At 66.9% G+C, this 12,665-nt stretch carries 14 protein-coding genes; 3 read left to right on the forward strand and 11 right to left on the reverse strand.

The features are described from left to right. Positions 1–10: 10 nt before the first annotated feature. From DMR_RS15825 to DMR_RS15850, 6 genes are all read right to left on the reverse strand, one after another. Positions 11–655, reverse strand: coding sequence for a LysE family translocator (locus tag DMR_RS15825; RefSeq protein ID WP_015861999.1), 645 nt, complete (start codon positions 653–655; stop codon positions 11–13). Between the two features lie 281 nt (positions 656–936). Continuing rightward, entirely contained in the window at positions 937–1,449 is a 513-nt protein-coding gene (locus tag DMR_RS15830; protein ID WP_015862000.1) for a DinB family protein, read from the reverse strand. A gap of 257 nt (positions 1,450–1,706) precedes the next feature. Further along, entirely contained in the window at positions 1,707–2,351 is a 645-nt protein-coding gene (locus DMR_RS15835) for a cytochrome b/b6 domain-containing protein (RefSeq protein WP_015862001.1), read from the reverse strand. Continuing rightward, positions 2,348–4,018: a tetrathionate reductase family octaheme c-type cytochrome gene (locus tag DMR_RS15840; RefSeq protein WP_015862002.1), complete on the reverse strand. Its 1,671-nt coding sequence runs from the start codon at positions 4,016–4,018 to the stop codon at positions 2,348–2,350. Before DMR_RS15840 ends, DMR_RS15835 begins: the two co-directional genes overlap by 4 nt. A gap of 313 nt (positions 4,019–4,331) precedes the next feature. Further along, a complete protein-coding gene (locus DMR_RS15845) occupies positions 4,332–4,568 on the reverse strand; it encodes a glycine zipper domain-containing protein (protein ID WP_015862003.1) in 237 nt (78 codons plus the stop codon). A gap of 17 nt (positions 4,569–4,585) precedes the next feature. After that, positions 4,586–4,960, reverse strand: a complete 375-nt coding sequence (locus DMR_RS15850) for a hypothetical protein (RefSeq protein ID WP_015862004.1) — start codon at positions 4,958–4,960, stop codon at positions 4,586–4,588. A 193-nt stretch (positions 4,961–5,153) separates the two neighbouring features. On the opposite strand from DMR_RS15850, the gene bioB reads away from it, so the two are divergent. Further along, positions 5,154–6,161 carry a biotin synthase BioB gene (bioB, locus tag DMR_RS15855; protein ID WP_015862005.1) on the forward strand — a complete coding sequence of 336 codons (1,008 nt, stop codon included), beginning with the start codon at positions 5,154–5,156 and terminating at the stop codon, positions 6,159–6,161. 380 nt (positions 6,162–6,541) lie between these two features. On the opposite strand, the gene DMR_RS15860 is transcribed toward bioB, so the two are convergent. Next, positions 6,542–7,699: an NAD(P)/FAD-dependent oxidoreductase gene (locus tag DMR_RS15860; RefSeq protein WP_015862006.1), complete on the reverse strand. Its 1,158-nt coding sequence runs from the start codon at positions 7,697–7,699 to the stop codon at positions 6,542–6,544. A gap of 135 nt (positions 7,700–7,834) precedes the next feature. Here DMR_RS15860 and DMR_RS15865 point away from each other — a divergent pair, with 135 nt between their 5' ends. Both DMR_RS15865 and DMR_RS15870 read left to right on the forward strand, forming a co-directional pair. Beyond that, positions 7,835–8,227 carry a DUF309 domain-containing protein gene (locus tag DMR_RS15865; RefSeq protein ID WP_043600886.1) on the forward strand — a complete coding sequence of 131 codons (393 nt, stop codon included), beginning with the start codon at positions 7,835–7,837 and terminating at the stop codon, positions 8,225–8,227. Next, positions 8,227–8,676, forward strand: coding sequence for a VOC family protein (locus DMR_RS15870; protein WP_015862008.1), 450 nt, complete (start codon positions 8,227–8,229; stop codon positions 8,674–8,676). The genes DMR_RS15865 and DMR_RS15870 overlap by 1 nt, the downstream gene beginning before the upstream one ends. A gap of 90 nt (positions 8,677–8,766) precedes the next feature. Here the strand turns inward: DMR_RS15870 and DMR_RS15875 are convergent, their stop codons facing one another. Genes DMR_RS15875 through DMR_RS15890 form a run of 4 tightly spaced genes read right to left on the reverse strand, consistent with a single transcriptional unit; the run spans position 8,767 to position 12,614 of the window. Then, positions 8,767–9,756 (reverse strand): hypothetical protein, encoded by a 990-nt coding sequence (locus tag DMR_RS15875; protein ID WP_015862009.1) that lies wholly within the window; start codon positions 9,754–9,756, stop codon positions 8,767–8,769. A gap of 9 nt (positions 9,757–9,765) precedes the next feature. Continuing rightward, on the reverse strand, positions 9,766–10,254 hold the full coding sequence (locus DMR_RS15880; protein ID WP_015862010.1) for a peroxiredoxin: 489 nt from the start codon (positions 10,252–10,254) through the stop codon (positions 9,766–9,768). Then, entirely contained in the window at positions 10,251–10,967 is a 717-nt protein-coding gene (locus DMR_RS15885) for a lytic transglycosylase domain-containing protein (protein ID WP_015862011.1), read from the reverse strand. Before DMR_RS15885 ends, DMR_RS15880 begins: the two co-directional genes overlap by 4 nt. 45 nt (positions 10,968–11,012) lie before the next feature. Then, positions 11,013–12,614 (reverse strand): ATP-binding protein, encoded by a 1,602-nt coding sequence (locus DMR_RS15890; RefSeq protein WP_015862012.1) that lies wholly within the window; start codon positions 12,612–12,614, stop codon positions 11,013–11,015. Positions 12,615–12,665 lie beyond the last annotated feature (51 nt).

Raw genomic sequence — 12,665 nt, forward strand, 5'->3', positions numbered from 1 at the left:
CCGCCCACTCTCAGGGCAGCGCGCCCGGAGCGCCGCCGACCGGATGCGTGGCCGCGTACCACAGCGCCCACAGTCCAAAAGCCGTCACCAGCCCGCCAAACACCTTGCGGATGGCCCCCAGACGATCCAGCAGCCGGCGGCGCAGCATCTTGCCGCCAAGGGCTATGACCACCCACCAGGCCATGGAGCCGCAAAACACCCCGGCCGTCACCGCCGCCGCGTCGCCGGCCCCGGCCTCGGCCCGGCCCAGCCCGAAACCGGCGAAAATGGCGGCAAAGCCGGCCAAGGTCATGGGATTGGCCAGGGTGAGCGCAAACATCGAGACAAACGCCCGGACATGGCCGCCCCCGGCCCGGTCCTCGGGGCGCGCCGCCGGAGCCGAGCGCAAAAGCCGCCACCCCATGGCGACCAGAAATAGTCCGCCCACCCCCTGGCACCACACGGCATGGGCGGACAGAAAATCCGACACCGCCGTCAGCCCATAGGCGGCCACCGCCCCATACAGGGCGTCCGCCGCCGCCGCCCCCGCCCCCGAAGCCAGCCCGGCCCGCACCCCCCGCGACATGGCCCGCCCCAAACACAACATGCCCACCGGCCCAAACGGCATGGCGATGATCGCGCCAATGGTCGCGCCCTGGAAAAACAATGCCCACATGGCCGTCCCAATACCCCGCCCAAACGTGGGCCAGGCGGCGGCAACGCGTCGATTGCGCGTCAGGGGGGAGAAAACGGAAGAGGCCTCCGGCGGCTGGGGGCCTGAGGCCCCCAGACCCCCCAACTGGAGAAAGGGTTAAAGGGGTTTCGGAGAGGATTAGCGCTTTGTCGGCCGGTAAGTCACAATGATCTTTGAAAGCGTTTGACGGGGACCACCGCCCGCTCCGGCGGGCAAAGGGGCTGCGCCCCTTTGCACACCCCGCCTGGGTAACGGGGAAGGCGCTAGAGCAAATTGGCGTAGGCGCTGGTCTCGCGCTCGAAGCCCAGCAGGTCGATGTCGGCCGCTTTTATGCCGTGGCTGCCGAGCAGGCCGTGGATCTGGCCCCGGTGGTGGGTCTGGTGGTTGAAGAAGTGGTCGATGCACAGCGCCAGCGGCAAGGCCATGGGCGTGCCGTCGGTGGTGCGGTAGGCCAGCACCGATCCCAGGCGCTGGGGATCAAGCTTCTGGGTAAAGGCGATGGCCCGGTCCTCTTCCACGTGGCGCGCGGCGGTCAGCGCAGGAAGCGTCGCATAGGGCACGGCATCGACGGAGGCCACCGGCTCGCCCTGGCCGGTAAAACGATGGAGCCACAGCCGGTCGCCCAAAAGCAAATGGTTGGCGATGGCCAGAATGGAGCCGAAATTGACGGCGCAAGTCGCCGTCAGCTGCTCGGGCGAAAGCTTGGCCATGTCGGCGGCCAGCCGGGCATTGGCCCAGCGGTTGTAAAGGGCTTTGACGAGGAAGAGCTTGGTCATGGGCGGGCCTCCTTCATGGAACGGATCGGGTGGGACAAGCAAGCCGGCCCTGTTTTGGCTCCTGCCCCGGCCGATGTCCAGACCGCGCGCAAAAGCGCCGCCGCCCGGAGTCCCCTTTTCCGGGCGGCGGCGCGGCAGACATGGAGGAACAATTCTCGCGTCACGGCTTCGAAATGCGCGCGGCGCGTTTCACCGGCAACACACGGACACCGGTATTTTCTCCAAAAATACTGTCGTATTTTTGAAGGGCCGCGGCGCTAGGCCGTCCGCTTCTCCCAATCCTCGGGCTTGCCGTCCTCGGCGTCTTCCCAGCCCGTGCACATGGCCTTCACATGGGCCAGAGGCGTGTGCCCGGTGGTCGTCATGTACACATGCACCACCAGGAAGGCCAAAATGGCGAACGCCCCCAGCAGATGGGCCACGGCCACGGCCGACAGGCTCAATCCCCCCAGGCCCAGGGCGGCCCAGTCGTTATAGAGCCAGTAGAGCAGGCCCGTGAGCATCATAAACGGCAGCAAGGCCGCGGCCAGCGCCAGATAGGTCAGGCGCTGAAGTGGATTGTGCTTGGCGTCGGGCGTCTTGGGGCAGGGATGGGGCTGGCCCTGGAAGATGCCGTAGCCGTAGTAGCGCATGACCTCGAACATCTTCTTGGTGGTCGGCACGTACTGCTTCCACTCGCCCGTGGTGGCCACCCAGAAGACGAAGAAGGCAAAGGCGACAAGCCAGGTAATGCCCAGGGCCGAGTGGACGGTCACGGCCCGCTTGTAGCCAAGCAGCGTGAAGCTGCCGTGGACCTCGAAGCCGGTGGCGGCCAGGGCGATGATGAGCGCCGCTTGCAGCCAGTGCCAGAACCGCTCGTAGCGGGTGTAGAGATAGAACTTACCGTTGCCTTGCGCGCTCATTGTCCCTTCCTCCTGGAGCTTGAAACCATGCGGCCCACGCCATGGGCGACCACGGCCAGGACAGCCGCCGCCACCGCGCCCCAGCCGACCATGGTGACGCCGGCATGAACGTCGCGGCCCGGCACGTACACGCCCGGCAGGCCCTTGAGGCGTCCTTCGGCGTTATGGCATTCGCCGCAGGCCACCACCCGCTCCTTGGGCGCGACCATGTGGGTGATGGGGAAGAAGTATTCCGTCTCGACAAAGCCGACGTCGCCCGAGAACGGCAAATCCACGTACTTCATGCCCGAGGCGATGGCCCGCTTCCAATCGTAGTTGGCCCAGTAGGCGTCGGAATCCTTGGGGCCAAACAGATGCGGAATGACCAGGGTGGCGTTGACCGGATCAAAGGGCTGCTTCCCGGTGTGGCGCTTAAAGGGCATGATGCGCGACTTGCCGTCGGTGGCCGAACCGGCCGGCTGGTTGAGGCTGAGCATCTTGGACGGATCGACCTTGTCCGTGACCAGCATGTGGCTCATGGCCCCGTTGAACCAGTAATAGACCGGCTCCACGTTCTTTTCCCAAACGAAGTCGCCCTTCTTGGTGTCGTAGGACGGCTTGCCGTAGGGGCCGGGCTTCTTGAACGGCTTGCCCTCGGCGTTCATCTGGCCGGCCGTGGACCAGTCCCAGGACATCTTGGTCGGCAACACCCGGGCGAACTCCGGGATGTGGCAGGACTGGCAGGCCACCTTGTCCACGTGGTCGTTGGCCTTGGCGTCGTTCTTGTGGGGCTTTTGGCCGTGGCAGGATTCGCAGGCGATCTTGGAGGCCAGATCGGCCTCGGTGAGGCTGATGCGCTCGGGCGCGGCCGGCGAGGTGTAGAGCCGCCCGGCGATCTGGTGTTCCTTGGTGGTGTGGCAGCGCTGGCAGGTGAAGTTGAGGCCCTCGGCGTCCATGTGCACGTCCAGGGACTTCTTGGGCATTCCCATGGAGCTGTCGAGGTCGCCGTGCTTCACGCCGTCGCCGCCGCCGCCGTAGAAGTGGCAAGCGCCGCAATTGAGCCGGTCGGGCCGGCCGACCTTGGCCGTGATCTTCTTGTAGTCGGGCGGCAGGTAGGTCTTGCCGTCCTCGGGGAACAACGTCGGCTCGGTCACGGGATAGCCGGCCTTGGTCGGGAACTTCTCGTAGGTGTGGGTGGTGTCATGGCACACCAGACAGTCGATGCGGTTTTTGTCGGAAAAATCGAATTTCTTGTCCTTCCAGCCGTAGCCGATGTGGCAGGAGGTGCAGCGCGGCTCGTTGGACGGCACGGCGATGCAGAAGTTGTTGATGGTCTTGCCGTACTTGCCCATGGACTTGCCGTCGCCGCAGTCCGGGCAGATCCAGGTCCAGTGCGCGGTGTGCTGGATCTGGTCGCCGGCCATCTGGTGGCAGGACAGGCAGGCTGCCGTGACCTCCTCGGGCTTGGCGAAATCCTTTTGCAGCGCCTCGTACTTGGAATGGTCCGCCGTGGTCCAGCGCGCCCCCGGGGCGCTCACCGCGCTGCGGGCCAGTTGTCGACCCGGCGCGGCGTCGGCGCTTTTGTCATTTTGGGCCGCGCCCAAAAGCCCCGGTCCGGCGGCCAGCAGAAAAACGGCCGCCAGGGCCAATCCCCCCCAACAACACAGTGGTCGCTTGCACAGTCGCATGTTCCTCCTCCTTCCCGGCCGGGTGACGCTGGGCCGGGCGGACAGGCCGTCCGCGAACGACGGCGCATCCTGGTTTCGTGACGAACAGCAGGGAACGTGCCAAAAAGACGGGTTCCAACCACATTAGCATACCACTGATTTTTAGGGAATATTTTCTGTCGCCAGCTGGCGGATTGTTTTTCGGAACAGCCAATGGGAAAATAATTGCACACTTGCTTAGACATGTGCGCAACAACTGCGCAAAGGCTGCGCAAAACAAAACCGGCGGTCCAGGGGACCGCCGGTCATTAACCACGGAAGGCCGCAACGCGGCCTAATAGCCGCGCTGTTCCTGCTGGTGGCCGATAAGCCCGCCGGCAATGCCGCCGAGCGCGCCGCCGATGCCCGCGCCGATGCCGGCATTGCCGCCGGCAATGGCGCTTATGGCCGCGCCCGCGCCGGCTCCGAGGGCCGCGCCGGAAAGCGCTCCCTGCTGGGTTTTCGTCATATTGGTGCAGCCAAGGCTGCCGACAAGGGCCAACACCGCGCACGCGGCATAGACACGCTTCATTTCATGCCCCCTGCGGGTTAGGATTTTCCGGCCTTGCCCTTGGCCAGCTCATACCACATCACTTCCACCACCGGCCGGGTAACCTTGTCCGGATTGGCGGCGTACCACTGATCGATGGCCGTGACCATCTGGTCGAAGGAGTAGGGAGCCAAGCCCTTGCACCAGACGTCGATGGTGGTTTTTTTCGGCGGAGTGTCGCCTTGCACTTCCTGCTCAAGCTCGATGATGGTGGCCGCGCCCACCAGAAACGCCTTGCGCTCCTGGGGCGTGGACTTCATCCAATGCTCGCCGGTCACCACCGGCACCTCATACTCCACCGCCAGGGCCGGCACGGCCAAAAGCAGGGTCAAGACCAGGCCGCCAAGCAAACGCAACAACGATTTTCGATGCATCGAAAGCCTCCTTTCCACTTCCGGACTGACGACGCCCCATGCGTGCGCCGGCCATGGGCCAATTCCGGAGCCTGAAACAAGTTTCTGTTGGAATTACCAAAAAAAAGCAAGGCCGGCCGCCCCAAAAGTTCCCCTCTCCCCGCCCCTTGCCCAAACCGTCGCTCGGCGCTATTTCCGTCTCCCGAGGTAGACTATGCCCCAATTTTCCGCCTTTGCCGATGACATCGCCGCCCCTTTGCTTGCCGGGGGATTTCTCGCCGACGCCCTGCGGGAGCGCCTGCTTATCGAACTGCCCGCTGCTCAGGGAGCCGCCCTGGACGCCCTGGCCCGGGCCGCCAACAGTGTGCGCCGCGCCCGCGTCGGCAACCGGGCCTCGCTGTGCGCCATAATAAGCGCCAAATCCGGGCGCTGCGGCGAGAACTGCGCCTTTTGCGCCCAGTCCGGGCACCACGCCTCCCAAAGCGCCGTCCATCCTTTCCTGCCGCCGGCCGACATCGCCGCCGCCGCCGCCACCATGCAGGCCGCGGGCGTTACCCGCTTCGGCATCGTCGCCTCGGGCAAGGCCCTGCCCGAAGCCGAAATCGAGGCCGCCGCCCAGGCCGTCGCCGCCATCGCCGCCACCGGCATGGCCGCCGACGCCTCCTTCGGCGTGCTGCCTGCCGACGCCCTGGAGCGCTTGCAGGCCGCTGGCCTTGCCGCCTACCACCACAACCTCGAAACCTCGCGCCGCCACTACCCGAACATCTGCACCACCCGCACCTTCGACGACAATCTGGCCGTGCTGGCCGACTGCCGCCGCCTGGGCCTCCCCATCTGTTCCGGCGGGCTTTTCGGCCTGGGCGAAACCTGGGAAGACCGGGCCGATCTGGCGCTGACCCTGCTCGAAGCCGGCGCGTTTTCCATCCCCGTCAATTTCCTCTCGCCCATCCCCGGCACGCCCCTGGAGGCGCAACCCGTGCTCTCCCGCGACGAAGCCCGGCGCATCGTCATCCTGCTGCGCTGCCTGCTGCCCGACCGGCACATCCGCATCTGCGGCGGCCGGCCCACGGTCTTCGGGCCGACCCGGGACAACCTCGCGCCCCTTCGCTGCGGCGCGGACGGCCTCATGGTCGGCGACTACCTGACCACCGCCGGCGCGTCCCTGGACAACGACAAAGCGGGTCTGGCCGACATCGGGTTTGAGGTGGGACAAAGCAAATAAAGACCGAAGAGCGGGCTCTGCCCGCGCCCGCCAGGGGCCGAGGGCCCCTGGACCCCCACATGTTCTGTTCCCACTCCAGACATGCGAAACGGGCGGATTTTGGCGCGAGGCTTTGATCGCGCCAAAATCCGCCCGTTTCGCTGGCGAGTTGGGGGCTGGAATTTTCGGGTATCCCCGGGCGGCTTCCGCCTGGGGATACCCGAAAATTCCAGCCCCCATATTCTCTCGGGCCTGTCGCCCGCCGACGCCGCACCACCCGACCGCCCGCCCCCCATACAAGGGGTCCGGGGGGCTTAGCCCCCCGGCCGCCGGAGGCATCCCCCTCCTCACTCCCACTCCATCCCCTCTCCCTACCCCCTCTCCACTCCCCTCACCTCCCCCTACGCCTTCTCCCCGGCGGCGAAGCCCGAGGCATAGGCCCAGTGGAGGTTGTAGCCGCCCAGGCGGCCGGTGACATCAAGGAGTTCGCCGATGACGTACAGGCCGGGCACGGACGCGGCTTCGAGGGTTTTGGAGGAGATGGCGGCGGTATCGACGCCGCCGATGGTGACTTCGGCCTTGGCGTAGCCTTCGGCCCGGGCCGGGGTGAAGGGGAAGGCGGCGAGCTTGTCGGCCAGGGCGCGGCGGGCCTTGGGCGAAAGCCCGGCCACGGGGCCGGTGAGCGAAAGTATGTCGGCCAGGGCCAAGGCCAGACGCTTGGGCAGCAGCCGGGCGAGGGCGTTTTTCACTTCCAGGCGCGGGTTTTCGGCCAGGGCGGCCTCGACGTCGCAGCCGGGCAGGAAATTGATGGCAAGCGCGCCTTCGCGCCAGAACATGGAGGCGTCAAGGACAGCCGGGCCCGACACGCCCTTGTGGGTGAAAAGCAGGCTCCCGGCCGCCTCGCCCGCGCCGCGTATGGCCACGGGCAGGGACACGCCGGACAGGTCGCGGCACAGCGCGGCCAGATCCGGGCCGGCTAGAAGCGGTGTGAGGCCCGGCAAAAGCGGCGTGACGGCAAGGCCAAAGCGCCGGGCCAGGACGTAGCCAAAGTCCGTGGCCCCGATGCCCGGCCAGGATTTGCCGCCAAGGGCCAGCACCAGCGAGGCGGCACGCACCGGGCCGGCGCTGGTTTCGACCACGAACACGTCGCCGTCTTTGCGGGCTTCGCGGATGGTCGCGCCGGTCATGAAACGCGCCCCGACCTGCCTGGCTTCGGCTTCGAGGAACCGCACCAGCCGGATCGCGCCATCAACGCAGAAATGCTTGCCGTTGTCCTCTTCCCGGGTAGCCACGCCGCCGCCGTGAATCCAGTCGAGGAATTCCCAGGGCGAGAGCCGGGCCAGGGCGGACTTGACGAAATGCGGATTGCCGCAAACATAGTCCGAGGGCCGGATGTCGATGTTGGTGCAATTGGCCCGGCCGCCGCCGGCCGCCAGCACTTTGCGGGCGATCTTGTTGCCGTGATCGATAAGGACCACGGAGCGTCCGCGCCGGCCGCAGCCGATGGCGCAGCACAGCCCCGACGCTCCGGCCCCCAGGATGGCGACATCGACCTGCATGGTTGCTCCTTTTGAGGATAAGATGCCTCCGGCGGCCGGGGGCCTGAGGCCCCCGGACCCCCCAAATGGGTAGGGGGGGTGCAACAAGCGCCGGAGTGGTTGCGGGCCGGCCCACGTGACGGAGGCACGCCCCTGATGTCAAGAACTCCCGAGGAAAAAGCCATCCTGGCCGCCGGCGTCGCCGCTTTCAACAACGGCCGCTATTTCGCGTGCCACGAAATCCTCGAAGCCCTCTGGCTGCCCGACGTCTCCCCCGAGCGCGATCTCCTCAAAGGCCTCATTCAGGTCGCCGCCGGCCTGCACCACCAAAAAAACGGCAACTTGCGGGGTTGCCGCAAGCTGCTTCTCCGGGCTACGCAACTCCTGACACCCTACTCCCCGGCCGGAGCGGACCTCGACATCGCCGGGCTTCTGGGCGAGGTCGCCGTGGCCCTGGCGTTTTGCCAATCCGCCGCGCCCGGCGACCCGCTGCCCCCAGCCCTTGTCCCGCGCCTGCGACCGGCCGGCCAAGACCCAAGGAGCGACTGATGGCCATTCGTTACGTCCACACCAATTGCATCGCCCGCGACTGGCGCGCCCTGGCCGCCTTCTACGTGCGCCTTTTCGACTGCAAACCCGTGCCCCCCGAACGCGACCTCTCCGGCGACTGGCTCGATGCCGCGACCGGCGTCAAGGACTCCCACATCACCGGCGTCCACCTTCGCCTGCCCGGACACGGCGATACCGGCCCCACCCTGGAGATATTTGCCTACGACGCCGTCACCGACCGCCCCGACGTCGCCGCCAACACCCCCGGCTTTGCCCACATTGCCTTTCTCGTAGACGACGTGGCGGCCATGGCCGAGGAAGTGCTGGCCGCCGGCGGCTCGGCCGTGGGCGAACTGGCCAGCCGCGACGTGCCGGGCGTGGGACGCCTGGAATTTCGGTACATGCGCGACCCCGAAGGCAACATGGTTGAATTGTTGTGCTGGAAATGAGGGAGAGAAATAAGAGAAAAGACGAAAAGAGGCCTCCGGCGGCTGGGGGCCTGAGGCCCCCAGACCCCCCGAATGGAAGAAAGGGGGATGCTACAAAGCGGCGTAAAATTCGACAGGGGCGAGTTCGGTGGACTCGAACCAGCCGCGCTGGGTCAGATGGCGGCGGATGTCCTGGCACAGCTCGCACTTGTTGACGTAGCCGCCGGGGAGAGGCTGATACTCCTCCAGGGCGGCGGCGTATTCGTAAAAGCCGCTGATGCCGGACTCGGCCAGGGTGGTGAGGATGGGATAGCGCTCGGGGTCCAGGGGCGCGCCCAGATCGTCCACCCGGCAGGCCAAGCCCGAACACAGCCCGGGCACGTAGTCGCCGTAAAGGTCCATGTGGAAATGGCTGGCGTCGGCCAGCTCCCGCCGGCAGTCGGCCGAGGCCTCGGCCAGGATGGCCTCCACGGGTTTGCGCCCAAGGACCGGCGCGAAGAGATCAAATGCCCGGCCGCCCAGATGAATCCAGGTGCGACGCAGGATCTCGGCCGGATAGTTCGGCCCGAAGCGCTCGAGATAGGCGGCAAACGGATGGGTCGCCTCGGGGTCGAAGGCCTGCACGTCGGCCAGAAAATGCTCCTGCCAGGGAAACACAGCCACCCCGGCCGTCCGGGCCGCCTCAAGGACGCCCAGGGTCTTTCGCAACGGCACAAAACCGTTGTGCATGGGGCTTAGCGACACCAAAAGCGAAGACAGGCCCATGGCGCGCAACTCGGTTAACAGCTCCACGGCTTCATCGGCGTCGTCGTACCACGAGGCGCTGGTTTCCACATATTCCAGATGCATTCCGGTCTCGGCCGCCGCCGCCAGCACCCCGGCCAGCCCCAGGGGATCGGCCAGGGGTTCGCCGCCGCCCACATGCATGGACGCGCAGCCCAGGGACAGCGCCTTGGCGAAGCAGGCCGCCGCCATCTCCTGGCTCACGTAATCCGGCGACCGGCCCGGTCCGCCGCGATACAGGCAGTGCGGGCAGGCGCTTTGGCACTGGTAGGTGGCGATAAGCCCCCCCGAGCGCAGGCGGTCGACGTGAAGCGTCATGGAAAGGGCCTAGCTCCCGGCCAGTTCGGCCAGGGCGGCCAGCACCGTTTCGGCATGGCCGGCGGCCTTGGCCACCTGGCCCCAGGATTTGCGGACCACGCCCTTGGGGTCAATAAGGAAGGTGGAGCGCACCGTGCCGATGCAGGCCTTGCCGCAGACTTTCTTCTCACGCCAGGCCCCGTAGGCGGCCAGCGTCGTCGTCTCCGGGTCGGAAAGCAAGGTCACGGTCAGCTCGTGCTTGTCGATGAACTTGCGGTGGCTGGCCGGCTTGTCGCGGCTCACGCCGACCACGTCCGCGCCAAGGGCCAGAAACCGCGGCAAAAGCCCGGAAAATTCCACGGCCTCGGTGGTGCAGCCGCTGGTGGAGTCCTTGGGATAAAAATAGAGCACCAGCCACCGGCCGGTATAGTCGGCCAGGGAATGGACGCGGCCTTCGGCGTCGGGCAGGGAAAAGTCCGGGGCCGGGCTGCCCTCGGCGGGCCAGGGGGCGTCGCTCATGGCTTCTCCGTCTTGGCCGGCCCGGCGTCGCCGGCGACCAGTTTCTGGTGAATCACGCCGATCCCCTCGTCGGGGTAACGCAGGCGCAGCATGAAATAGCGGTCCACGACCTTCAGGACATAGTCCTTGGTTTCGTCGTAAGGCGGCACGCCGCCGTGCTTGGCCACCGCGCCGGGGCCGGCGTTGTAGGCGGCCAAGGCCATGACTTCGGTCTGAAACTTGTCGAGCATGGCACGAAGATATTGCGTTCCGGCGGCGATGTTGCGCTCGGGATTAAATGGTTCGGTAAGCCCGAGCAGCTTCTGGGTGTCGGGCATGATCTGCATGAGCCCCTGCGCCCCCTTGGGCGAAACGGCGCACGCGTTGAACCGCGACTCCTGCTCGATGAGCGCATAGACCAGCCGGGGGTCCAGGCCGTGCTTTTTGCTGTAGCTGTTGACCCAACCGAGCAGCTTGGCGTCGGCGATGACTTCCGGGTATTTGCAGCCAACGGTTTTCTTGTCGGAAAATTTGTGCCCGGCCTGACGCAAGGCGGCGTCGCGCCGGCCGGCGGCCACGGGATCGGGCAGGCCGATGCCGTGGATCTCGGTAGACGCGGCCATGGGCGCGGTGACGATCCGAGGCGCGGCGGCGGCCAAGGCCATGCCGCCCCAAAGGGCTCCAAGCGCCAGGGCCAGAGCAGCCCCAAAGAAAAAAGGTCTCGCTGGACGCATCCTCTGCTCCCTACCCCGGAAGCCGGGGTTTTACAAGGAAGGCGATCAGCGAACCTGCCGCCGCCACCGGTCCAGGGTGTCGGCGATAAACCCCTTGTCGTTACACGGCGCGCTCCAGACCTCGGAAAAACGGGCCGTGTCGCTTTGCGGCCGTTCCTCGGCCGCCAGATCGCGCAGCCGGATGCGCATGGGCACAGGCACGCCCTCGCCCACGGCCACGGCTTCCTGGGTGCGCAGGGCCGGCAGGGCCGCCAGCAGGCCGGCGGCGTTTTCCGGCATGGCCCGGCGCACAAAGAGCTGGTCCTGTTCGTTGCTCATGCGCAGGGCGAAAAGCGTATTGACCTGGGACAGCACGGTTTCGGAAATCTCCGACGGCCGCTGGGTGACCAGCCCCAGGGACACGCCGTACTTGCGGCCCTCCTTGGCGATGCGCGACAGCGCCCGGCGGGTGGGGGCAAAGGCGTCCGCGCCGTCGCGGGGCACGTAGCGATGCGCCTCCTCGCACACCAGCAGCACCGGCACGCCCTGGCCGCGCCGGGTCCACAGGGCGAAGTCGAAGATGAGCCGGCACAGCACCGAGACGACCACGTCCACGATTTCGGCCGGCACGCCGGCCAGGTTGAAGATGGTCATGGGCCGGCCGCCGCCCGGCAGGCGCAGATAGCGCGACAGCAGCTCGCCCATGACGTCCTCGATGGTCAGCTGGCCGAACATGAAGGCAAACCGCCGGTCGCGGCGCAGGGCGTCGATGCGGGTGGTCAGGCGCAGATAGGGAATGGAGCTTTCGGGTTTGTCGAGCTTGCCCATGCCGACCTTGAGCAGTTCGGCCACCCGGGCCAGGCGGTAGGGAACAGGCGTGTCGATGGTCAGCCCGGCCTCGTCCGCGCTATTTCCTGTGCCGCCCCCTGCCCCGCCGCGCAGATATTCGGCCTTGGCCGTCATTACGCAGTCCTTGAGGATGTTGGCCTCGACCTCCCGGTAGGGCTGGCCGGCGCTGCAAAAGACCTGGGTCAGCTCCTCGAAGTCCAGCAGCCAATAGGGCAGCGACAGGGTGTCCGGGGTGACCAGCTCGGCCATGTCGCCAAAGGCGGCGGCGTATTCGTCGTGGGGGTCCAGGAGCACGATGTGGCCGTCGCGGTGGGCGGTCAGCACCGAGCGCAGCAGCACGGCCACGGTGCAGGACTTGCCCGAGCCGGTGGTGCCCAGGACGGCGAAATGCTTGCCGAGAAAATCGTCCACCACCACATAGGCCGGCACGTCCGGGTCCTGGTGCAGCGCGCCCACGGCCACGCTCGACTTGGTCGGCTTGGCGTAGATGCGGACCAGATCGGCGCTCTCGGCCAGACGCACCGTGGCGCCCAGGCGAGGGCTGTGGGATACGCCGCGTTGGAAGGCAAACGCCTCGGTCTCCTGCCCGGGGCTTTCGCCGAGAAGCGCCAGTTGGGCCAGATGGCGGTCATGGGCCGAGGCCGCCTCTCCCGGAGCCGGGGTGGACAGGGATTGCACCAGCCCGAAGACCATGGAGCGCGGCGAAGGGATCACGACCATGGCCCCCACGGCCACGTCGCCATAGGCTTCGGGGGCAAGCACCACCGTGGCCTGCGCCCCTTCCACGGCCGCCACATAACCGATGGCCCGTCGTTCCATACCTGTTCTCCCTTGCCCCCATTGCGGGAGGGTCCGGGAGGGGGTTACCCC

The sequence above is a fragment of the Solidesulfovibrio magneticus RS-1 genome (genome assembly GCF_000010665.1).
In the GTDB taxonomy this organism is placed as follows: Bacteria; Desulfobacterota; Desulfovibrionia; order Desulfovibrionales; family Desulfovibrionaceae; genus Solidesulfovibrio; species Solidesulfovibrio magneticus.